Below are 22,641 nucleotides of genomic sequence, written 5' to 3'. Positions count from 1 at the left end.
GGCGTCGTGCTCATGCACGTGCCGCCGGCGGGTTCGCATTGTCCGTTTCGCACCATCGATCAGAGGGCCCCTTGAAACGAATCGTCATGATCGGCATCGCAATCGTCCTGCTCGTGCTCGCCGCGCTCACCGCGCTTGTGTTGCGCGGCCTGTCCGATTTCGAGCTGAAGGGCGCGGAGGTATCGACGCTCACGTTCCATGCCGGCGGCGCCGATCTCGTCGGCACGCTCGCGCTGCCGGCCCATGTGCCCGACGCGCCGATCGTGCTGCTCGTCCACGGCGACGGGCCGCGCACGCGCTTCGCGGACGACGCGATGCTGCCGCTCGTCAACAGCCTGCTCGACGCCGGTATCGGCGTGTTCGCATGGGACAAGCAGGGCACCGGCAGGAGCGGCGGCGACTGGCTCGCGCAATCGATGCAGGACCGCGCGAGCGAAACGATCGCGGCGCTGGCGCGCGTGCGTGCGGCCGCCGGTCCCGCGCACAAGGTCGGCCTGCTCGGCTTCTCGCAGGGCGGCTGGGTCGTGCCGCGCGTGGCCAACGCCGTGCGGCCCGCGTTCTCGGTGATCGTCGGCGGCGCCGTCAACTGGCGCCGGCAAGGCACCTACCTGACGCGACAGCAGCTCGAGGCAACCGGCCTGCAGCCGGATCGAATCGATGCGACACTGGCCGCCGAGCGACGCGACAACGACGCAATCTTCGGTCGGGCGGACGTGCTGGCCGATCCGGGCCGGCGCCCCGACATCGAGCCGCGCCGCTTCGGCTTCATCGCGCGCAACTACCTGGAAGACGCGTCGCAGGCGCTCGCGACGATGCACGGGCCCGTGCTGGCCGTGTGGGGTGCGCTGGACCGCAACGTCGATCCGGGCGACGAGGCGAACACCTATGCGCACGCGTTCGCGAACCGGCCCGACCGGCGCGTGGTGGTCGTGCCCGGTGCGACGCACGCGTTGCTGCGCGCCGGCTGGTTCGACTACCAGCTCGAGAGCGACTGGCCGAAGTGGAAGACGTGGCTGTACATGGCGCTCGGGCGCCATGCGTATGCGCCGGACACGCTCGGCCCGATCGAAGCGTGGATCCGGTTGCATTGAACACGCGTGACGCACGGCGGCGACGCGGATCGCGCCGCGCATGAAACAGGCAATCCCGGCTGCGTCGTTCGGCGCGGCCGCATCAAGGAGAAGTTCCAATGTACTCGTGGTTTGAACGGCGCCTGCCGACTTTCCCGCTCGAAGATCCCGTCACGCCGCCGAAGGGATTCTTCTCGTTCGTCTGGGCGTGCACGAAAGGCGCGCGCAGCTGGATTCTGCTGATCGCGCTGACGTCGGCCGCATTGGCCGCATACGAAGCCGCGCTGTTCGCGATGATGGGGCGCGTGGTCGACTGGCTGTCGTCGGCGACGCCGGCCGATTTTGGCGGCCGGCATTTCGGCACGCTCGCCGGTTTCGCGGCGATCCTCGCCGGCAGCACGGTGCTGATCGCGCTGCATACGATGGTCAAGCACCAGGTGCTCGCGATCAACTTCCCGATGCGGCTGCGCTGGCTGTTTCACCGGCTGATGCTCGACCAGAGCCTGTCGTTCTACGCGAACGAATTCGCGGGCCGCGTGACGACCAAGATCATGCAGACCGCGCTCGCCGTGCGGGACGCGCTGTTCATGTCGGTCGACGTCGTGATCGGCGTCGCCGCGTACCTGATCGGCATCCTCGCGCTCGCGGCCAGCTTCGACTGGCGGCTGATGATTCCGCTCGTGCTGTGGGCGCTCGGCTATGGCGTGGCATGCGCGTATTTCGTGCCGCGCCTGGGCAAGGTCGGCAGCCGGCAGGCCGATGCGCGCGCGCTGATGACCGGGCGCATCACCGACGCGTATTCGAACATCACGACCGTGAAGCTGTTCTCGCACACGCGGCGCGAAGCCGACCACGCGCGCCGCGCGATGGAAGCGTTCAAGGCGACCGGCGACGCGCAGATGCGGCTCGTCAGCGCGTTCGAGATCGTCAACCACCTGTTGTCGACGCTGCTGCTGGTCGGCTCCTCCGGCCTCGCGGTCTATCTGTGGATGCACGGCGAAGTGAGCGCGGGCGTCGTCGCGGCGGTGATCGCGATGGCGCTGCGCCTGTCGAGCTATTCGCACTGGATCATGTGGGAGATGACCGAGCTGTTCGAGAACGTCGGCACGATCCAGGACGGCATCAACACGCTGACGAAGGTGCACAGCGTGGTCGACGCGCCCGATGCGAAGCCGCTCGTGGTGCAACGCGGCGGGATCGTGTTCGACAACGTGCAGTTCGCGCACGAGGACAACGACCGTGCGGTGTTCAACGGGCTGAACCTGACGATCCGGCCGGGCGAGCGAATTGGCCTGATCGGCCGCTCGGGCGCCGGCAAGTCGACGCTCGTGAACCTGCTGCTGCGCTTCTACGACGTGGGCGGCGGCACGATCCGGATCGACGGGCAGGACATCGCGCACGTGACGCAGGACAGCCTGCGCAGCGCGATCGGGATGGTCACGCAGGATACGTCGCTGCTGCACCGGACGATGCGCGAGAACCTGCTGTACGGGCGCCCCGACGCGACCGAGCGCGAGATGCAAGACGCGGCCGTGCGCGCCGAGGCGTCCGAGTTCATCGACCGGCTGCGCGACCGCCACGGGCGCAGCGGTTACGACGTCGAGGTCGGCGAGCGCGGCGTGAAGCTGTCGGGCGGCCAGCGGCAGCGCGTCGCGATCGCGCGCGTGATGCTCAAGGACGCGCCGATCCTCGTGCTCGACGAAGCAACCAGTGCACTCGATTCCGAAGTCGAAGTCGCGATCCAGCGCAGCCTCGACGGCCTGATGCATGGCAAGACGGTGATTGCGATCGCACACCGGCTGTCGACGATCGCGGCGATGGACCGGCTGATCGTGCTCGACGAAGGGCGCATCGTCGAGGAAGGCACGCACCAGCAGCTGCTGCAGGCGGGTGGTATCTATGCGGCGCTGTGGGCACACCAGAGCGGCGGTTTCCTCGGCGAAACGGCGGATGCGGAGGGCGCGGCGCAGTAAGGGGCTCATCGGCATGCGTGCGACGCGCGGCCTCGTTGCCAGGGCCGCGCGTCGCGCCCGACACTACAGGCGCAAGATCGTCGATTTCAGCTCGGTGTATTTGTCGAGCGCGTGCAGCGACTTGTCGCGACCGTTGCCCGACTGCTTGTAGCCGCCGAACGGGAAATTCAGGTCGTCGCTGCCGTCGCCGTAGCAGTTGACCCACACGGTGCCCGCGCGCAGCCGCCGCGCGACCTGATGCGCCGTCGCGAGATCGGCCGACCAGACGGCCGCCGCCAGCCCGTACTCGGTGTCGTTGGCAATCCGCACGGCTTCGTCGACGTCGTCGAACTCGATCACCGACAGCACGGGTCCAAAAATCTCTTCTCGCGCGATCTTCGCATCGGCCTTCACCTCGAACACGGTCGGCTCGACGTAGAACCCACCCGTCTCCTCGCGCACGCGCGCACCGCCCGTCACGAGGCGGCCTTCGTCGCGCCCGTGACCGATATAGCCCATCACGCGATCGAGCTGCATGCGATCGACGATCGCGCCCATCGTCACCGACGGATCGAGCGGATGCCCGGGCGCGAAACGCCGCGACGCCGCGACCACCTTCGCGACGAAGGCGTCCTTGATGTCGCGATGCACGAGCAGCCGCGAGCCGGCCGTGCACACTTCGCCCATGTTGAAGAAGATCGCGTCGGCGGCCGCCTGCGCGGCACGATCGAGATCGGGACAATCGGGCAGCACGATGTTCGGCGACTTGCCGCCGAGTTCGAGCCACACGCGTTTCAGGTTCGACTGCGCGGCACACGCCATGATCTGCTGTCCGGTGCGCGTCGACCCCGTGAACGCGAGGCAGTCGACATCGCGATGCAGCGCCAGCGCCCTGCCCGGCTCCGCGCCGCCCGGCACGACGTTGAACACGCCGGGCGGCATGCCGGCGTCGCACGCGAGCTGCGCGACGCGGATCGCGGTGAGCGGCGATTTCTCCGACGGCTTCAGCACCACACTGTTGCCGGCCGCGAGCGCTGGCGCGAACTTCCACGCGGCCATCAGCAGCGGAAAATTCCACGGCACGACCGCCGCGACGACGCCGATCGGCTCGCGCGTGACGAGCCCGACGAGATGATGGTCGGCCGGCACGACCTCGCCGCCGACCTTGTCGATCGCTTCCGCATACCAGTCGACGCAATGCGCGGCGGCCGGCACGTCGATCGCCGTCGTGTCGCCGATCGGCTTGCCGGTGTCGAGCGTCTCGAGCAGCGCGAGTTCGTCGAGATGCTCGCGCATCAGCGCGGCCCAGCGCTGCAGCACGGCCTTGCGGGCGCGCGAATTCATGCCGGCCCAGACCTGCGCGTCGAACGCGCGGCGCGCGGCCGCGACCGCCGCGTCGACATCGTCGTCGCCGCAATCGGCCACGTGCGCGAGCACGCAACCGTCGATCGGGCTCACGCACGCGAAGGTCGCGCCGGTGTGCGCGTGACGCGCTTCGCCGTCGATGAACACGCGCCCTTCGATCCGCAGTCCGGCCGCGCCGGCCTGCCAGTCTTCGAATGTCCGTTGATTCATTTGGAATCCTGTAAAAATCGGAGAATCACGATCCGGTGACCGGATCGATCGGCGTGAAGATGCCCGCGCGCGCCTCGATCGCCTCGCCCGCGGCGAGACACAGCGCTTCCTGGAAGCGTCCGGCGACGAGCTGCACGCCGGTCGGCACGCCGTCGCGGATGCCGGTCGGCACCGACAGCCCCGGCAGCCCGAGCAGCGCGGTCGCGAGCAGCGGCCCCTGCAGGTCGACGATCCGGCGCATCGCGTCGTCGCCGCGCAGGTCGACGTCGATCGGGAACGGCCGCGCGCACGACACAGGCATCAGCAGCAGCGGATAGCGTGCGAAGAACTGCTGCCAGTCGCGCAGCAGCGCGGTGCGCCGCGCGAGGCCGTTCATGTAGCCGGCAAGATCCAGCGGCGCCGCGAGATTGCGCTGGCTCGCGAACGCGGTGCGGATCGCCGCGTCGCCGTGCTCCATGATCACGTCGCCGAGCCCGCTGCGCGCTTCGTTGGTCACGAGGTCGACCCACAGCGCGCAGGCTTCGGCGATCCGCGGCGGTTCCGCTTCCTCGACGACACAGCCGGCGTCCTCGAGCCAGCGCGCGGCCTGCCGGATCGCGTCGGCCACCACCGGATCGGACGGCACGCCCGGCAGCGCCGGGCACACGGCGACGCGTGCGGGGAACGCGGCATCGCGCGCGGCCGGGGCGACCGGCATCCACCACGCGTCGCGCACGTCGCCGGCCGCCATCGCGTCGAGCGCGAGCCGCAAATCGCCGACCGTGCGCGCGAGCGGCCCCTGCACGGACGCGAGCTGCACCGCGAGCGTGCGGTCCTTCGACTGCGTCGGGTTGTATGCGGGGACGCGCCCGGTGCTCGGCCGCAGCCCGGCGACGCCGCACGCGTAGGCCGGGTAGCGGATCGAGCCGCCCAGGTCGTTGCCGTGCGCGATCGCACCGATGCCGGCAGCCACGGCCGCGGCAGCGCCGCCGCTGGAGCCGCCCGGCGTCAGCGACGCATCCCACGGATTCGACGTGCGGCCATGCAGTTCGTTGTCGGTGAACCAGCGATACGAAAACGCCGGCGCATTGCTGCGCCCGATCACGATCGCGCCGGCCTTGCGCAGGTTCGCGGTCACCGGGCTGTCCTCCTGCGCGATCAGGTCCGAAAACGCGCGCACGCCATTGGTCGTCGCGTGCCCGGCCGTGTCGACGTTGATCTTCACGGTCACCGGCACGCCGTGCAGCGGGCCGACCGGCGCGCCGCGCGCGATCGCCGCGTCGGCATCGGACGCCGCCTGCAACGCACTGTCCGCCATCACGTCGACGATCGCGTTGATGACGGGGTTCACCTGTTCAAGCCGCTGCAGGCAGCTGCGCGTGAGTTCCGTCGCCGACACGTCGCGACGCGCGACGCGTGCGGCCATCTCGGCCGCGCTCAGACGCCACAATTCCTGGGTCATGGTTTGCTCCTCGTTGATCTCGATGATTGGATTGACTCGGCCACGCACTACGTGCGCAACGGTCCGGCCTGCGGTGCGTGCGACGCATAGATCTTGCGGCACGTTTCAACGACTTCCCACGTGCCGCGAAACCCCGGCGGGATCACGAACCGGTCGCCGGCGCGCAGCACGCGCTCGCGGCCGTCCGCATCGCGCACGATCGCGACGCCGCTCAGCATCTCGCAATACTCCGACTCGTCGTACTCGATCGTCCAGCGGCCGGGCGTGCATTCCCAGATCCCGCAGCTGAACTGCCCGCAGGGGCTGATGTAGTGATGCGACAGCGTCTGCATCGGATTGCCGTCGAGCAGCAGCCCGCTCGGCACGCGACTTTGCGTGAGCTTCGCCGGCGCTCGCATCAGGTCGACGAGATGCGTGATGTTGGTCATGGTTGCCTCCAGGACATCAGTGGTTCGAAACGTTTCGGTGCCGCGCGGCCGGTGCGACCCGGCCCACGCGGATCAAAGCAGGTCCATCATCCGGTGCCACGTCATCGCGAGCGCCAGCATCGGCGTGCGCAGCGCGCGCCCGCCGGGGAAGTCGCGATGGCGAATCCGGCCGAACAGGTCGAAGCGCGCGGCCTGCGCATCGATCGCTTCCGCGATCAGCCGCCCCGCGAGGCCCGTCACGTTGACGCCGTGCCCCGAAAAACCCTGCGCGAAATACACGGTCGGGTCGAGCCGGCCGAAATGCGGCGCACGATTCATCGTCGCGTCGATCAGGCCGCCCCACGCGTAGTCGATCCGCACATCGTCAAGCTGCGGGAACGTCTTCAGCATGTCGCGCCGCATCGCGGCCGCGAGATCGCGCGGCGTGTGCGTCGAGCTGCTCGCCTTGCCGCCCCACAGCAGCCGGCGGTCGGCCGTCAACCGGAAATAATCGAGCGCCGACTTGCTGTCGCAGATCGCCGCATTGGCCGGCATCGTCTCGGCCGCGCGCGCGTCGCCGAGCGGTTCCGTCGCGATCAGGTACGTGGCCACCGGAATGATCTTGCGCGCGAGCGCCGGCGCCAGCCGCCCCAGGTACGCATTGCAGGCCAGCACGACGTAACGCGCGTCGACGTGCCCGCCCGCGCAGGTGACGCGGTGATGCTGCGCCGTTCGATCGAGCGCAAGCGCGGGCGTGTCCTCGTGGATCGTCACGCCGGCGTCGCGCGCCGCCCGCGCGAGACCGAGCGTGTAGTTCAGCGGATGCAGGTGGCCGCTGCCTTCGTAACGAAGGCCGCCGATGTACCGGTCCGATGCGACGAAGCGCGGCATGTCGGCGCGCTCGACGCATTCGTAGCCGCGATAGCCGAAGCGCTTCGCCGCGGTATCGCGCCACGCGCGCAGCGCATCGAGATGGCGCGGCTTGTTCGCGGCGGTCACGTAACCGAAGGTCAGGTCGCAATCGATGCCGTAGCGCTCGACCCGCTGCCTGACGATGTCGACCGATTCCAGCCCCATCGCCCACACGCGCCGCACGTCGTCTTCCGGCAGGTAGGCCGCGAACGTATCGACATCGCATGCGTACCCGGCGATCAGCTGGCCGCCGTTGCGGCCGCTCGCGCCCCAGCCGATCCGCGATGCCTCGACGAGCACGACCGAATGGCCGCGCTCGGCGAGATCGAGCGCCGCGGACAGGCCGGTGAGCCCGCCGCCGATCACGCAGACATCGGCGGTCACGGCCCCGTCGAGCGGCGGATGGCGCACCCGGTTGTTTACCGACGCTGCGTAGTACGACTGAACATGCTGCTGATTTTCGAACTTGAGCATAAGTAAGACTCGCGAACGGCGTCGCGTCAGAACGCGTAGATGAGTTGGGTCGCGAGCAGGTCGTTCGATTTCGTATACGACCCGTCGTGACGCAGGAAGACCTTGTTGCTCGCCCAGTCGTGCCGGTATTCGACCTTCACCGTCACTTGCTGGGTCGGGTAGAACAGCAGGTCGAACGCGGCGGCCTGCCGTGTCGCGCCCTTGCACTCGAAGCCGACGCCGCCGTTCGCCTTCGACATGGCGAGGCAGTCCGCGTCGATGCCGAAGCCGTTGTTCGGGTCCATCCCGTTGCCGTTCAGGCCGATCGACGACCCGCCGCCGCCGTTCTTGCGGTTCACGAGCAGGTCGTAGCGCAACGTCGCGCCCATGCGGCCGACCACCGGCGCGTTGAACTTGCGGTGCGCGAGCAGCGACAGCCCGAACCACTGCGCGAGCCCGCCGTTGAACGCGCCGTGCTGCTGCTGACCGTAGTCGAGTTCGGCGTTGTACTGCGCATCGGCGAGCGTGTAGGTTGCGTCGGCTTCGCCGAAGAAGAACGCGCCGTACGCGCTCGGCGCGTTGCCGCCCACGCCGTAGCGCACGTTGCCGGTGGCCGGGTCGATCGCGCTGACCAGCGTCTGGCGGCCGATGTTGATCGAGCCGCCGACGTCGAGCGCGCTGCCGCGCATGTAATCGACGCGCGCGGTGAAGGTCGGCACCTTGTTGCTCGTCGTGATCGGGTCGCCGAACGCGTTGACGCCGGTCTGCGTGACCGCGCCCGCGCTGCGGAACTGCTCGTTGCCGACGAAGAACTTCCACGCCCAGTGGCCGTCCGCGCTCTGGTAGTTGATCCCCGCGCCGATCGACGAGCCGGGATCGGAGAAGTCGTACAGCAGGTTGTGCGTGAGCGTGAGCATCTGGCTCGACTGCTGGTACTCGTAGCCGCCGAAGCCGAGCACGAGCCCGCCGACGAACGAGGTCGTGCCCGACAGCGGCACCGTGACGACCGCCGTATTCACGATGTCGAGCCCGCTCGCGCCGCTGCCCGTCATCATCGACAGGCCCGCGCCGCGGTTCGGCATCAGCGTGATTTCCGCGGACGGCGCGGTCGGGCCGACGCCGAACGTCTTCTTGATATCGAGGAACACGTCGCCGAACGTGCTGTTGTAATAGGTGTACGCGTTCTCATGGTTCGCGAACTGGAACGACGACGTGCCGGCGCCGCGGTTGACCACGTAGGTCGGGTCGAGGTAACCGGTCACCGACAGCCCCGCGATCGGGCCGGTGCGCGCGGCGTCGGTCAGCGAATCGACCTTCAGTTGCTGGTTCGCGACCTGCTGCCGGATCTCCGACACGTCGTCGTTGGACAGCACGGCCGGCGCCTGCCCGTAGCCGGGCGCGGACGGGTCGGCCGCCGTCGCGCCGGCCGCCACGTTCGACGACGCCGGTGCGGCCGGCGATTTCGCGGCGAGTTGCGCTTGCATCACGCTCATCTGCCTCTGCAGCACGGCAAGTTGCTGCTGCAGCGCCCTGATCTGGTCGGCGCTCGAATTGGCGGCGGCCAACCCCGGCAGCACACCGGCAATCAGCGCGCAGAGCATCTTCTTTTTCATGAAACGTCTCCTTGTCGTTCGTCACTTCGTGGGATGCGGTACGCGGTCGTGCAGCGGCGGCACGGCCGGTGGGCGCGCGGGCGGCATGGCGGGCGGTGAAGCGGGCGTGTCCGGCGCGGATGCCGCATGCCACGCACGCGCGTCGCGCGCCTGCCGCCGCTCGCGGGCCAGCATCGCGCGGTTCACGACGACGACGCCGATCGTCACGACCGTGATGAACACCGTTGCGAGCGCATTCATCTCCGGGTTCAGCCCGAGCCGCACGCGCGAGAACACGACGAGCGGCAGCGTCGTCGAACCGGGGCCCGACAGGAACGCGGACAGGATCACGTCGTCGATCGACACGGTGAACGCGAGCAGCCAGCCGGACACCAGCGCCTGCGCGATCAGCGGCAGCGTGATGACGAAGAACACCTTCCATGGCCGTGCGCCGAGGTCGAGCGCGGCTTCCTCGATCGAGCGATCGAGCTCCTTCACGCGTGACTGCACGATCACCGCGACGAACGACAGGCACAGCATCACGTGGCCGATCCAGATCGTCAGCCAGCCGCGGCCGGCCGGCCAGCCGAAGGTCTGCTGCATCGCGACGAACAGCAGCAGCAGCGAAATGCCCTGGATCACTTCGGGAATCACGAGCGGCGCGTTGATCATCGCCGCATAGAGTGTGAAGCCGCGAAAGCGTCCCATGCGGGCCAGCACGAAGCCGGCCCAGGTGCCGATCGCGACCGACGCGGTCGCCGTCAGCAGCGCGATCTTCAGCGACAGCCACGCGGCCGTAAGCAGTTCGTCGTCGTGCAGCAGCGCGCCGTACCACCTCAGCGAGAAACCCGACCACACCGTCACGAGCTTCGACGCGTTGAACGAATAGACGACCAGGCTCGCGATCGGCACGTACAGGAACAGGAAACCCGCGCCCAGCACGCACGCGGACAGGATGCGATTCGCGCGGGTCATGGCTGCGCCTCCTCTTCGGCCTGGCTGTAATGGAGCAGCGCCATCGGCACGAGCAGCAGCAGCACCATCGTCACCGTCACGGCGGACGCCATTGGCCAGTCCATGTTGTTGAAGAACTCGTCCCACATCACGCGGCCGAGCATCAGCGTGTTCGCGCCGCCGAGCAGTTCGGGGATCACGTATTCGCCGACCGCCGGGATGAACACGAGCAGGCTGCCCGCGACGATGCCGTTGCGCGACAGCGGCAGCGTGATGCGCCAGAACGCGGACCACGGCGTCGCGCCGAGATCGTTCGCGGCCTCGAGCAGCGTGAGGTCCATCTTCACGAGATGCGCGTACAGCGGCATCACCATGAACGGCAGGTACGAATAGACCATCCCGATGTAGACGCCCGCGTCGGTGTGATACAGCCGCAGCGGCGTCGCGATCACGCCGAGCGCCGCCAGCGCGTGATTCAGCAGCCCGTCGTCCTTCATGATCCCGACCCACGCATAGACGCGGATCAGGAACGACGTCCAGAACGGCAGCATCACGGCCATCATCAGCAGGTTGCGGCGGGCCGGCGCCGCCCGCGCGATGCAATACGCGATCGGGTAACCGGCCAGCAGGCACATCAGCGTCGACGCGGCGGCCATCTTCAGCGAGCTGACGTAGGTGTTCAGGTACAGGTCGTCCTGCAGCAGCAGCGCGTAATGCTTCAGCGACAGCACGACCTGCACCGTGCCGGCCTCCAGCCGTGCGAGCGCGGTGTACGGCGGAATGCCGAGCATCTGGTCGGCGAAGCTGATCTTCAGTACCAGCACGAACGGCAGCGCGAAGAAGATCACGAGCCACAGGAACGGCACGCCGATCGTCACGCTGCGGCCCGACGGCAGCCAGCGCGACAGCGACGACGGAGCGGAAACGGAAGGTCTCGTCATGGCGTCCTCACTGCGTCAGCACGACGCCGCTGGCCGGCGACCACGACACGAACACGTCGTCGTTCCAGGCCGGGGCCGTGTCGCTCATCAGGTGCGAGCTCGACAGGTTCGACACGACCGTCTTCCCGCTCGGCAGGCGCACGTGATACAGCGAATAGCTGCCCATGTACGCGATGTCGGTCACGACGCCGCGCGCCCAGTTGTGCTTCGAGCCCGGCTTCTCGCGCGACACGTGCACGCGTTCCGGGCGCACCGAGATGCCGACCGGCATCCCGAGCGGGCCCGTCACACCGTGGCTCACGTGCATGCGTGCTTCGAGGTCGTCGCTTTCGACGAAGATGTGATCGGGCTCGTCCTCGACGACGCGGCCCTCGAACAGGTTGGTCGAGCCGATGAATTCGGCCGAGAAGCGGCTGTTCGGAAACTCGTACACTTCGCCCGGCGCGCCGATCTGCACGATCTTGCCTTCGCTCATCACCGCGAGGCGGCTCGCCATCGTCATCGCCTCTTCCTGGTCGTGCGTGACCATCACGCAGGTCACGTCGACCTTGTCGATGATGTTCACGAGTTCGAGCTGGGTCTTCTGGCGGATCTTCTTGTCGAGCGCGGACATCGGCTCGTCGAGCAGCAGCAGCTTCGGGCGCTTGACCAGCGAGCGCGCCAGCGCGACGCGCTGCTGCTGGCCGCCGGACAGTTGATGCGGCTTGCGTTGCGCGTACTTGCTCATCTGCACGAGCGCAAGCGCGTCGGCCACGCGCTCCTTGATCTCGTTCCTCGGCGTGCCTTCCTGCTTCAGGCCGAACGCGACGTTCGATTCGACCGTCATGTGCGGGAACAGCGCATACGACTGGAACATCATGTTCACGGGCCGCTTGTACGGCGGCATCTGCACGAGGTCCTCGCCGTCGATCAGGATCTTGCCCGACGTAACCGTTTCGAGGCCTGCGAGCATGCGCAGCAACGTCGACTTGCCGCAACCCGAACTGCCGAGCAGCGCGAACAGTTCGTTCTTCGCGATCGTCAGGTTCACGTTGTCGACGGCCGTGCTGTCGCCGAATTTCTTCACGACGTTCTCGATGCGCACGAATGCGTCGTGGCGTGCGCCGGCCGCGGCCGGCGCGGCGGGGAGCGTATGGATCATCGTCGTCGCCCTCAACCGCCCGACTTCAGTTGCAGCCACAGACGGTTCTGCATCCGTGCGATATCGGCGCTTCTCGGCATCGCGAGCGACGCCTTCGCAATCGTGCTGTCGGACAGGTAGACGCTCGGGTCCTGCACGATCGCCGGCGTCACGAATGCGCGTGCGGCCTTGTTGGCGGTCGGATAGAAGATCTCGTTCGTGATCGCCGCGTTGGTCTTCGGCTCCTCGATGTAGTTGATCCACTTCAGCGCGGCTTCCGGGTGCGGCGCATCCTTCGGAATCGCCATCACGTCGAACCACAGCAGGCCGCCTTCCTTCGGATTCACGTAGCGGATCTCGTACGAACGTTTCGCGTCCAGCGTGCGCCGCCGCGCGATGCTGACGTCGCCCGACCAGCCGAGCACGACGCAGACATCGTTGTTCGCGAGATCGTCCGCATAACCGGCCGAGCTGAACTGCGTCACGTACGGGCGGATCTTCTTCAGCACGTCGTAGGCCGCCTGGTAGTCGGCCGGGTTCTTGCTCTCGGGATCCTTGCCCATGTACTGCAGCGCCGCCGCGAACGCGGCGTCCGGCGCATCGAGCAGCGAGATCCCGCAGCCCTTCAGCTTCGCCGCGTTCGCCGGGTCGAACAGCAACGCCCAGCTGTCGGTCGGCGCGTTGTCGCCGAGCCGCTTCCTGACCGCCTCGACGTTGTAGCCGATGCCCGTCGTGCCCCACGCCCACGGCACGCCGTACTGGTTGCCCGGGTCGGCCTTCGCGATCATCTTCATCAGCACCGGGTCGAGGTTCGCGAGATTCGGCAGCTTCGACTTGTCGAGCTTCTGGTACACGCCGGCCTGGATCTGCTGCGCGAGATAGTTCGACGTCGGCACGACGATGTCGTAACCCGAGCTGCCGGCGAGCAGCTTGGTCTGCAGCGTATCGTCGCTGTCGTAACTGTCGTAGCGGACCTTGATGCCCGACTGCTTCTCGAAGTTCGGCACCGTGTCCTTGGCGACGTACTCCGACCAGTTGTACACGTTCAGGTTGGTGTCGCCCGCCCGCGCGGACAGGCTGGCCGCGAGGGCAAGCCCGGCCGACGTGACGAGCGCGGCACGCAAGGCCGGGTGGCGACGGATACGGATACGCATGGGGAGTCTCCTTGTGATGGGGATCGGCCGTTGCGCCCGGTCCGGGTCCGGACTCGCGTCAACGCCGTCGAGCGGTGTTCAGCACAAGGGTCAATGTAGAGATCGCGGCGCGCACCGTCAGTCCCGAAAACCGGGACAAACGGCAACGCCGATCGGGGCCGGTTGGGTAGATTCCCGCGTAGGCAGTCGAAAATATTCGTGATACCTGTAGCGCCACCTGAAATCTTCGAAACACGACGCCATGAGCGCTGCGCTTCCCGCCCCCGATCTCTCGCTGAGCCACGTCGCGTTCGTGACCGAAACGCTGGGCGACATCGCGCAAACCGTCGGGACGCCGCAGTTCATGCGCGCCGTCTACGACACCCTCGTGCGCTACGTCGACTTCGACGCCGTGCATCTCGACTACGACCGCGGCCCGTCGTCGGGCCGGCGCAGCGTCGGCTGGATCGGCAGCTTCGGCCGCGAGCCCGAGCTGGTCGCGCAAGTGATGCGTCACTACTACCGCAGCTACGCGAGCGACGACGCGACGTACGCGGCGATCGAAACCGAAAGCGACGTGCAGTTGCTGCAGGTATCCGCGCAGCGCGTCGCGAGCGAGCTCCGGCATCTGTTCTTCGACGCCGGCGACATTCACGACGAATGCGTGATCGCGGGCGTGACGGGCGGCACGCGCTACTCGATCTCGATCGCGCGCTCGCGGCGGCTGCCGCCGTTTTCGCTGAAGGAACTGAGCCTGCTGAAGCAGCTGTCGCAGGTCGTGCTGCCGATGGCGTCCGCGCACAAGCGCCTGCTCGGCGCGATCTGCGCGGACGACGTGCCGCGCGACGAGCTCGATCTCGATCTCGTCGCGCAATGGCTGCCGGAATGGCAGGAACGGCTGACCGCGCGCGAAATGCACGTATGCGCGTCGTTCATCCAGGGCATGACGTCGGCCGCGATCGCGCAAGCGATGGGGCTCAAGACGTCCACCATCGACACGTACGCGAAGCGCGCATTCGCGAAGCTCGGCGTCGATTCGCGCCGTCAACTGATGACGCTCGTGCTGAAAAACGCGTCGCGGCGGCACGACGCATAGATTCCCCGCGCAGCGGCCGCCGACCGCCTGCTCGTTGCGTGCGCATCCATCTCCGCGCCGCCTCATAACGATCCGACAATTTATTGGTTCCCTCGACGATGCGCTGTCCGTATCGTTCACCGATTCGTCAGACCTATCGACCAACGGGGGAATCCAACAATGAAACGAATTCGGTCATTCGCACTGCTCGCGCTGCCGGCCGCGCTCTACGCCACCGGTGCGCATGCGCAGAGCAGCGTCACGCTGTACGGCATCGCCGACGCGGGCATCGCGTACGTGCACAACGCGCAGAACGCGAGCGGCGGCAACGCGTCGAGCCTCGTCAAGTTCAGCAGCGGCAACCTGTCGGGCAGCCGCTGGGGGCTGCGCGGCATCGAGGATCTCGGCAGCGGCCTGTCCGCGCTGTTCCAGCTCGAGAACGGCTTCAACATCGGCACCGGCGCGCTCGGTCAGGGCCAGCGCGAATTCGGCCGCAAGGCCGTCGTCGGCCTCGCGAGCAGCACGTACGGCACCGTGACGCTCGGCCGCCAGTACGATCCGGTCGTCGATCTCGTGCAGGGCCTCACGCAGGACAACTACTTCGGCGGCGTGTTCGCGACGCCCGGCGATCTCGACAACTACGACAACAGCCTGCGCGTCAGCAACTCGGTGAAATACACGAGCCCACTGATCTCGGGCTTCCAGTTCGCCGCGCTGTACGGCTTCGGCGGTGTCGCGGGCGCCACCGGCAACGGCCGCACCTACAGCGTCGGCGCGAGCTATGCGAACGGCCCGCTGTCGCTCGGCGCCGGCTTCTTCTACGCGAACGGCGGTTCGACAGTCGCGAATGGCGTGCGCACGTGGTCGAGCAGTTCGGACACGCTGTTCAACACCGTGATCAACCAGGGCTTCTCGAGCGCGAAGTCGATCCAGATCGTGCGCGTCGCCGGCCAGTACGTGGCCGGGCCGGCGACGTTCGGCCTCGCGTATTCGAACACGCAGTACGGCGCGGACACGCTGTCGGCGTTCAGCCAGAACGCGAAGTTCAACAACGGCTCGGCGTTCTTCAACTGGCAGTTCTCGCCGGCGCTGCGTGCGGGCGTCGGCTACAACTACACGTCGCTGACGGGCCCGGCTTCCGCGCACTACAACCAGGTCAACCTCGGCGCGGATTACGCACTGTCGAAGCGCACCGACCTGTACGCGCTGTTCGGCTATCAGAAGGCGAGCGGCAACACGCTCAACGCGAGCGGCGCGACCGTCAAGGCCGCCGCGTCGGTCGGCTCGTACGGCGTGAACTCCGGCACCGATACGCAGGAACTCGCGATCGTCGGGATTCGCCACAAGTTCTGATCGCGTCGTTGCGCGACGCAAGCCCGGCAGGCGCGCACCGCGGTGCGCGCCTGCGGCGTTTACACTGTCCGCATTCCCGTTCCACCCGACGCAAGGAGGCCGGCATGCTGACCGTATGGGGGCGCCGCAATTCGTTCAACGTCCAGAAGGTGATGTGGCTCGTCGACGAGCTCGCGCTCGAGCATCGTCATGTGCCGGCCGGCGGGCAGTTCGGCGAGCTCGACACGCCCGCCTTTCTCGCGATGAACCCGCACGGGCGGGTGCCCGTGATCGACGACAACGGCACGGTCGTCTGGGAATCGCACAGCATCCTGCGCTACCTCGCCGCGCGTGACGGACGCCCCGGCTTCTGGCGCGACGATCCCGCCGAACAGTCGCGCGCCGACCGCTGGATGGACTGGTCGCAAACCACGCTGCAGCCGGCGTTCCTGACCGGCGTGTTCTGGGGCTTCTACCGGACGCCGCCCGAGCGGCGCGACACGGCGCGCGTCGAGCAGAGCATCGCGCAGTGCGCGCGGCATTTCCAGACGCTCGATGCGGTGCTGGCCGGGCAGCCGTTTCTCGCAGGCGACGCGATCACGCTCGCCGACATCGCGGTCGGCACGCATCTGTATCGCTATTTCGAACTCGATATCGCGCGGCCGCACGTGCCGCATGTGGAAGCGTGGTACGAACGGCTGAAGGCGCGGCCCGCGTTCCGCACGCACGTGATGATTCCGTTCGACGACCTGCGCGGCCGGCTCGATTACTAGGTGCGTGCCGGCGGCCCCGTTCCCGAAGTTCGCCGTGACCGGCTGCGCCGCATGTGTCGCGCGTTATCTGATTGCCGGCCTTAATGCCGTCGCATTCCGCCGCCCCCGCTCATTCCACCGAACGGATGCGTGCCGCCGAACCCGTGACTCGCGCCAACCGGGAACGGACCATGATGAAAGCCTGCGCCCACCGGCGTGCCGAAGCGGCGATGCCCCATCGTATTGAAGTGATCGACGTGATCGAAGTGGTGGAAATGACGGAAACGATCGACGAACACGAAGCTCACGCCCGCGCCGATGAAAAGCGGCGGCCCCCAGTACCACGGGTCGGCATACGGATAGGCAGCAGCCGGATACCACAGCACGCTGCCGTCATCGCTTTGCACGATCTGCCACGTGCCATCGCTTTGCAGGCATGCACGCCCCACGATTTGCTGATCCGTGCCGTCGATGTTCGCCTGCGCGACCACCGCACGGCAGGTGGTGCCGTAGTCCGGCTGATCGTCATACATTTGCGCAAGGACGGACGCGGAAAAACCGAGACAGACGATCCCTATCCCGGCTCGAAACACGTTGCACATGATCGGCTCCTGCATGGTTGCCCCCGACCACTTGCTCCATGGCGTCGCTCGCGGCGCCTGGCGCATCGGATTGCTTGCGCAAGATTCATCGCGCGGCGTGAACGGCTCGCCGCTTCGTATCGGGTCTCCTGATGCTTAGACGATGCAGCACACCCGGTTATTCCCGGGGTCGGGGTGAGAATGACAACGGCTGGAACGCGCGGCAATCGCGGCCGAATCAGGCGTCCGATTCAGCGTCTGACGACGCGGTAGATGCCCGCCGCCGTGATCCCGAAGACCAGATGAGCCACCAGCGTGATCGCGCCGCGAACCGGCACGAACCAGGGGAAGATCGCGGTGAAGGCGTACAGGTTGACGCCGTACAGGACGAGCCCGAACACAGCGCCCGCGAGCAGCGCGGGCGCGAGCGACAGGCTGCGGATCACCTTCGCCAGCACGGCCGCATAGGCCAGCGACAGCGCAGCATGCACGAGTGTCGCGACACCCATCACCAGCGGGTCGAAACCGGTGGACGCGCCGAGCACGCGCCGCCCCATCACGATGGCTGCCGTGAGGCGCGCGTCGCGAAACAGGTTCCGAATCGCGTCATCGCCGACGATCGACCAGAGCAGCAATTCGATGACGGTCGATCCGACCGCCGCGCCAAACGCTGCCCACAGAATCGGGACCGGACTGTTTTGTTTCAATTGTCGTCCACCCTGGCGAGCAGCGGATGCATCGAAGCGGAGACCGTGCGCGACCGAGCGTTACGACGCCCGTTCGCAGTCCGACCAGTACGCGAAAGGATCGCGATGGTTGGGATAGTGCTCGTCGAGCCATTTCAGCAACGTCGCGCGCGCATTGTCCATGTCGGCTTTCAGCGATGACGTCGTCAGTTCGTGCACTTCGATCGATTTTTCGCGATCGATCACGAAGCAGTTCCAGTCGGGGCCGTCCAGATCCGGATCATCGGATGCCTTCGACGACTTGCCCCAGCCGAACCCCTTGCGTGCGTCGATGTAGTAACGCGGATGCACTTTCAGGTACGACATCTCGCCGCCCTGCAGGCTGCTCTCCGCGCGCAGCACGTCGTGTCCGTCGACGATCTGCGTGACTTCCGGAAGCCGGCGCGAGCGCCATCCGACAGGCAGCGTCGCCACGGCTCGAACGCTGTCGTACGTTCCCCACTCCAGGCCCCACGCTTCGGCCATGCGTTTCATGAACGCGTCCGCACCCGGATAGCCGCGCAACTGGATTCTCGTCGACAGCGTGCATTCAACGCGGCCGCGACCGCCGGGACCAACGGGCCCCTCGTCTTCCGACGCTTCGAACGGATTGCCCGGACGCGACGCGCTCTTTGCGTCCGCGGGCGCAATGCCCGAAAACAGTTGGTCCAGCGCCGCACGCGCTTTCGACGACTTGTTGTCTGGTCGGTTCATCGTTGACCTCCCTTGCATCCGAACGGCTGCATAAATTCTCGATTCTCGTTCATCTCTCCAACCTCACCGATTTCGGCGGCCGCATTGTCAGCGACCTTATAAAGACGTACACAAACTCCAGACGGCCCTTCGTGACAGGTCGCCACGACCGCGCCATCTAGCCCTCTTCCCGTAATGCCGCGCGCATGCGCTCCATCAACGCGAGCACCTCCGGCCGATTCTCCCCCTTCGCATGCACGAAGTGATACCGGAGCAACGAATCGACCTCATGACGGCTCACCCGGACGAGCGCGCTGCGCTTCAGATACGCATCCGCGAGCGGCGTCCGCGCCAGCGCCACGCCGAGCCCTGCTTCGGCTGCCGCCAGCACCAGGTTGTAATCCTCGAACCGGCGATCCTGCGCACGCGACTTGAACGGAATGCCCAGCGCCTCGAACCAGGTGCGCCATCCGGTCACGTCGGAATCGTGCAGGAGCGGCATATCGAGCAGCGCGGCATCGCCGTGCCGCCGCCGCTCCCTGGCCAGTTGCGCGGCGAGCCGCGGATGCGCGACCGGATAAAGCCGCTCCGGCATGAACGTGCTGGTTTCGAGCTGACGCCAGTTGCCGCGCCCGTACCGAACCGACAGATCCGCTTCGCCGCCGGCGATATCCACGTTGCGAAGATCGATATGGAGATCGATGCGCAACGCGGGCGCTTCGCTCTCGAGCGCGCCCTGCCGCTCGAACAGCCAGAGCTGCGCGAATGCCGGCACCACGCTCATCCGGACCAGTCGCGGCGTACGCGGCGAGCGCCACTGATCGGCCGCACTGTCGATGATCGCGAACGCCTGCTCGATCCGGCCGACGAAGCGCTGCCCGTCCGGCGTCAGGCGCACGCCGCGTGCATGACGTTCGAACAGCGCCATGCCCAGCCAGTTTTCGACCGCGGCCACCCGTCGGCTGATCGCACCGTGCGTCACGCCGGAAACATCGGCGGCCGCGAGAAACGACCCCTGACGCGCCACCGTGCAGACCGTCTCCAGGCTCGCCAGCGGCGGCCGCGGGCCCGACGTCGGCAAACCTGCGGGCAGCGCCTCCGCTACCCGACGCTCAAGCACCGGACCGTCAGCCCGCCGCGGAAACGAGCTGTGAGCCATATTCATATCCGGGTGTTGATCTGTGCGCTAGCTTAGCATCTTGCCACGTCGCACCATTGCCGCATGAATACTCTTTCCTCGGCTTCGTCGCGCGGCGTGCGTCAACCGCTGGTCGCGGCAGGCGCGGTGGCTTTCACGATCGTCTCGTGGGCTTCCGCATTCCCGTTCATCCGGATCGGCCTGCATGGGCTGGCCCCACTGCAACTCGCGGCGGCGCGCTTCGCGACCGCGGCCGTGCTCGTGATCGCATGGCTCGCGTGGCGGCGGCCTCCCGTGCCGGCGAAGCGCGACGCGTTGCGCTTCATCGCGTGCGGCTTTCTCGGCATCGCACTCTACAACGCGCTGCTCAATACCGGTGAGCAAACCGTGTCGCCCGGTGCAGCGAGTTTCATCGTGAACACGCTGCCGATCTTCACGGTGCTGCTGGCCGCCGTGTTTCTGCGCGAGCGCTTCAACCGGTGGGGATGGTTCGGTTCGCTGGTCAGCCTTGCCGGCATCGCGGTGATCGCGCACGGACAGCCGGGCGGCCTGGTGCTCGGCTCCGGGAGCACGCTGATACTCTGCGCGGCCCTGTGTTCGGCCAGCTATTTCGTGTTGCAGCGGCGGCTGATTCCCGTGTACGGCGCGCTGCCCTGCGCCGCCTACACGCTGCTGGCCGGCGCGCTGCTGCTCACACCGTGGTTGCCCGGCGCACTCGTGTCGCTCGGCGGCGCGTCGCGCGACACGACGCTGGCGGTCCTGGTGCTCGGCGTGTTTCCCGCCGCGCTCGGTTACGCGACCTGGACCTTCGCGCTCGGTTACTTCGGGGCGGCACGCGCCGCCAACTTCCTCTATCTGACGCCAGCGGTCGCGACGCTCTTGTCGATGGTGCTGACGGGCGAGCGCCCGGGCATCGAGACGGCGTGCGGCGGCCTGCTGGCGATTGCAGGCGTGATATTCGTCGCATTGCGCGGGCGTTCTTAGGATCGCGGTTGTTTCGGGCGGCCATGACGGCCCGACGATCCGGAAGCGGATTGGTCCATAAGCGCCCCGGTCTCTGCGAAACCGAACGAATTATGAGGGCTTTCGATCCACGCCAATTCGCAGGCGCTGCCGGACTTGACCGTTAGTTGCATCTAAGGGAGATCGCGCTCGATGAAGCTTTTCGATGAATCCGGGTGCGCAACCGCGAACGTCCAAACTGTGCAGACAAATCGACCGAACAGTTCCCGATTGACCGCACGTCAGTGTGCATGGATTCGCCCCGGCGACCGGCCGAATAATGGATGCGGACGTAAGGCCATCGACAGCGAACTGCAGCCTTCGGCTCGCTGCGGCGCACGATTTCGGGCCTCGGGAATCGTCGGAATTCGGGCGCTGACCCGCGCCGCGCCGGCCCCACTACGCAATTCGCCGCAGCGCGCAAAATCAGCTTCGGATATATTCATACGAATTGCGTGGCGTCAGGCGTGGGTCCGCCCACCCGCTCGCGCGGGCGGCCTGTCACACCGCCGGATGCCATGCAAGCGAAGCCCATGATGGGTATGGAGACTCGTCCGATCGCCCCGACCTCGCCGTCGGCCGGTCGAGACGTCAATAGAAAGATCATTCAAATCGGAGATGGCAGATGGAACGAAGCACTGTCGGCATGCGCTGCAAACCCCTGATCACCGTCGCACTGGCTGCCGCCGCGTTTGCGGCCGCATCGACCGCGATGGCCGACCAGGTCGTGAAGATCGGCAGCGTCGAACCGACGACGGGCGGCATCTCGCACCTCGGCAAGGACAACGAGAACGGCGCGCGCCTCGCGGTCGAGGAAATCAATGCGAAGGGGCTCACGATCGGCGGCAAGAAGATCACGCTGCAACTCGACGCGCAGGATGACGCGGCCGACCCGCGCCAGGCCACGCAGGTCGCGCAGAAACTCGTCGACGACAAGGTCGTCGCCGTCATCGGCCACCTGAACTCGGGCACGTCGATCCCGGCCTCGAAGATCTACAGCGATGCGGGCATCGTGCAGATTTCGCCGTCGGCCACGAACCCGACCTACACGCAGCAAGGCTTCAAGACGACCTACCGCGTGGTGGCAACCGACGCGCAGCAAGGCCCGGCGCTCGCGAGTTATGCGCAGGCGAAGGGCGTGAAGAGCGTGGCGGTGGTCGACGATTCGACCGCTTACGGCCAGGGCCTCGCGAACGAGTTCGAGAAGAAGGCGAAAGCACTCGGCCTGAAGGTGCTGTCGCACGACGCGACCAACGACAAGGCGGTCGACTTCCGCGCGATTCTGACGAAGATCAAGGGCGAGAACCCCGACGCGATCATGTACGGCGGCATGGACGCCACCGGCGGCCCGCTCGCGAAGCAGGCGAAGCAGCTCGGCCTGCGCGCGAAGATCCTGTCCGGCGACGGCGTGTGCACCGACTCGCTGGCCGAACTGGCCGGCCCGGCGGCCGACAACGTGCTGTGCTCGCAAGCCGGCGCGGCGCTCGAGAAGATGCCGGGCGGCGCGGCGTTCGTCGCGAAGTACGAGAAGCGCTTCAACCAGGGCATCAAGTTCGATGCGCCGTTCGCGTACGACGCGGTCTACATCGCGGTCGATGCGATGAAGCGCGCGAACTCGACCGATCCGGCCAAGATCCTCGCGGCGATGCCGGGGACGAAGTACGACGGCGTGATCGGCACGACGACCTTCGACTCGAAGGGCGACCTGACGCACGGGATCATCTCGATCTACGGCTACAAGAGCGGCAAGAAGACCTTCCTCGACCAGGTCAAGATGTAACCCGCCCTGGCGC

The 22,641-nt window shown here is 67.1% G+C and carries 20 protein-coding genes; 7 read left to right on the top strand and 13 right to left on the bottom strand.

What is annotated here, in order from left to right; genetic code table 11:
• Window positions 1–71 precede the first annotated feature (71 nt).
• Complete coding sequence (locus tag H3H55_RS32715) at window positions 72–1,091, top strand: alpha/beta hydrolase family protein (RefSeq protein WP_193102362.1); 1,020 nt, start codon at window positions 72–74, stop codon at window positions 1,089–1,091.
• 98 nt (window positions 1,092–1,189) lie between these two features.
• A complete protein-coding gene (locus H3H55_RS32710) occupies window positions 1,190–3,043 on the top strand; it encodes an ABC transporter ATP-binding protein (RefSeq protein ID WP_193102360.1) in 1,854 nt (617 codons plus the stop codon).
• A 63-nt stretch (window positions 3,044–3,106) separates the two neighbouring features.
• On the opposite strand, the gene H3H55_RS32705 is transcribed toward H3H55_RS32710, so the two are convergent.
• The 9 genes from H3H55_RS32705 to H3H55_RS32665 all read right to left on the bottom strand — a co-directional run bounded on the left by H3H55_RS32705 (window position 3,107) and on the right by H3H55_RS32665 (window position 13,571).
• Window positions 3,107–4,597 carry an aldehyde dehydrogenase gene (locus tag H3H55_RS32705; protein WP_193102358.1) on the bottom strand — a complete coding sequence of 497 codons (1,491 nt, stop codon included), beginning with the start codon at window positions 4,595–4,597 and terminating at the stop codon, window positions 3,107–3,109.
• A 25-nt stretch (window positions 4,598–4,622) separates the two neighbouring features.
• Window positions 4,623–6,038 (bottom strand): amidase family protein, encoded by a 1,416-nt coding sequence (locus tag H3H55_RS32700; protein ID WP_193102356.1) that lies wholly within the window; start codon window positions 6,036–6,038, stop codon window positions 4,623–4,625.
• Between the two features lie 47 nt (window positions 6,039–6,085).
• A complete protein-coding gene (locus tag H3H55_RS32695) occupies window positions 6,086–6,466 on the bottom strand; it encodes a cupin domain-containing protein (protein ID WP_053077683.1) in 381 nt (126 codons plus the stop codon).
• A gap of 72 nt (window positions 6,467–6,538) precedes the next feature.
• The gene (locus H3H55_RS32690; protein WP_193102354.1) at window positions 6,539–7,831 is read right to left on the bottom strand and encodes an NAD(P)/FAD-dependent oxidoreductase; all 1,293 of its coding nucleotides are present in this window, start codon (window positions 7,829–7,831) and stop codon (window positions 6,539–6,541) included.
• Window positions 7,832–7,857: 26 nt separating this feature from the next.
• A complete protein-coding gene (locus H3H55_RS32685; protein WP_193102352.1) occupies window positions 7,858–9,423 on the bottom strand; it encodes a DUF3138 family protein in 1,566 nt (521 codons plus the stop codon).
• Window positions 9,424–9,444: 21 nt separating this feature from the next.
• The gene (locus H3H55_RS32680; protein ID WP_193102350.1) at window positions 9,445–10,377 is read right to left on the bottom strand and encodes an ABC transporter permease subunit; all 933 of its coding nucleotides are present in this window, start codon (window positions 10,375–10,377) and stop codon (window positions 9,445–9,447) included.
• Window positions 10,374–11,297: an ABC transporter permease subunit gene (locus H3H55_RS32675; protein ID WP_193102348.1), complete on the bottom strand. Its 924-nt coding sequence runs from the start codon at window positions 11,295–11,297 to the stop codon at window positions 10,374–10,376. The genes H3H55_RS32680 and H3H55_RS32675 overlap by 4 nt, the downstream gene beginning before the upstream one ends.
• A 7-nt stretch (window positions 11,298–11,304) precedes the next feature.
• Window positions 11,305–12,438, bottom strand: a complete 1,134-nt coding sequence (locus tag H3H55_RS32670) for a polyamine ABC transporter ATP-binding protein (RefSeq protein WP_193102346.1) — start codon at window positions 12,436–12,438, stop codon at window positions 11,305–11,307.
• Between the two features lie 11 nt (window positions 12,439–12,449).
• Window positions 12,450–13,571 carry a polyamine ABC transporter substrate-binding protein gene (locus H3H55_RS32665; protein ID WP_129517605.1) on the bottom strand — a complete coding sequence of 374 codons (1,122 nt, stop codon included), beginning with the start codon at window positions 13,569–13,571 and terminating at the stop codon, window positions 12,450–12,452.
• Window positions 13,572–13,812: 241 nt separating this feature from the next.
• Between H3H55_RS32665 and H3H55_RS32660 the strand changes: the two genes are divergently transcribed.
• From H3H55_RS32660 to H3H55_RS32650, 3 genes are all read left to right on the top strand, one after another.
• Complete coding sequence (locus tag H3H55_RS32660) at window positions 13,813–14,646, top strand: helix-turn-helix transcriptional regulator (protein ID WP_193102344.1); 834 nt, start codon at window positions 13,813–13,815, stop codon at window positions 14,644–14,646.
• A 159-nt stretch (window positions 14,647–14,805) separates the two neighbouring features.
• Window positions 14,806–15,978, top strand: coding sequence for a porin (locus H3H55_RS32655; RefSeq protein WP_193102342.1), 1,173 nt, complete (start codon window positions 14,806–14,808; stop codon window positions 15,976–15,978).
• 104 nt (window positions 15,979–16,082) lie between these two features.
• Window positions 16,083–16,730 (top strand): glutathione S-transferase family protein, encoded by a 648-nt coding sequence (locus tag H3H55_RS32650; RefSeq protein WP_193102339.1) that lies wholly within the window; start codon window positions 16,083–16,085, stop codon window positions 16,728–16,730.
• Between the two features lie 80 nt (window positions 16,731–16,810).
• Here the strand turns inward: H3H55_RS32650 and H3H55_RS32645 are convergent, their stop codons facing one another.
• The 4 genes from H3H55_RS32645 to H3H55_RS32630 form a co-directional block, all read right to left on the bottom strand.
• Window positions 16,811–17,311: a hypothetical protein gene (locus tag H3H55_RS32645; RefSeq protein WP_193103082.1), complete on the bottom strand. Its 501-nt coding sequence runs from the start codon at window positions 17,309–17,311 to the stop codon at window positions 16,811–16,813.
• A gap of 230 nt (window positions 17,312–17,541) precedes the next feature.
• Window positions 17,542–17,997 (bottom strand): sodium:proline symporter, encoded by a 456-nt coding sequence (locus H3H55_RS32640; RefSeq protein ID WP_193102337.1) that lies wholly within the window; start codon window positions 17,995–17,997, stop codon window positions 17,542–17,544.
• A 60-nt stretch (window positions 17,998–18,057) separates the two neighbouring features.
• A complete protein-coding gene (locus tag H3H55_RS32635; RefSeq protein WP_129517599.1) occupies window positions 18,058–18,729 on the bottom strand; it encodes a nitroreductase in 672 nt (223 codons plus the stop codon).
• A 157-nt stretch (window positions 18,730–18,886) separates the two neighbouring features.
• The gene (locus tag H3H55_RS32630; protein ID WP_193102334.1) at window positions 18,887–19,873 is read right to left on the bottom strand and encodes a LysR substrate-binding domain-containing protein; all 987 of its coding nucleotides are present in this window, start codon (window positions 19,871–19,873) and stop codon (window positions 18,887–18,889) included.
• 57 nt (window positions 19,874–19,930) lie between these two features.
• Between H3H55_RS32630 and H3H55_RS32625 the strand changes: the two genes are divergently transcribed.
• Together H3H55_RS32625 and H3H55_RS32620 are read left to right on the top strand one after the other, a co-directional pair.
• Window positions 19,931–20,830 carry a DMT family transporter gene (locus tag H3H55_RS32625; protein ID WP_193102332.1) on the top strand — a complete coding sequence of 300 codons (900 nt, stop codon included), beginning with the start codon at window positions 19,931–19,933 and terminating at the stop codon, window positions 20,828–20,830.
• 643 nt (window positions 20,831–21,473) lie between these two features.
• On the top strand, window positions 21,474–22,628 hold the full coding sequence (locus tag H3H55_RS32620) for a branched-chain amino acid ABC transporter substrate-binding protein (RefSeq protein ID WP_048242521.1): 1,155 nt from the start codon (window positions 21,474–21,476) through the stop codon (window positions 22,626–22,628).
• Window positions 22,629–22,641: the final 13 nt, after the last annotated feature.

Source organism: Burkholderia sp. Z1, from assembly GCF_014893795.1.
Classification (GTDB): domain Bacteria; phylum Pseudomonadota; class Gammaproteobacteria; order Burkholderiales; family Burkholderiaceae; genus Burkholderia; species Burkholderia theae.
The sequence above is the reverse complement of the archived record's forward strand: the minus strand, read 5'-3'. Positions and strand labels throughout refer to the sequence as shown.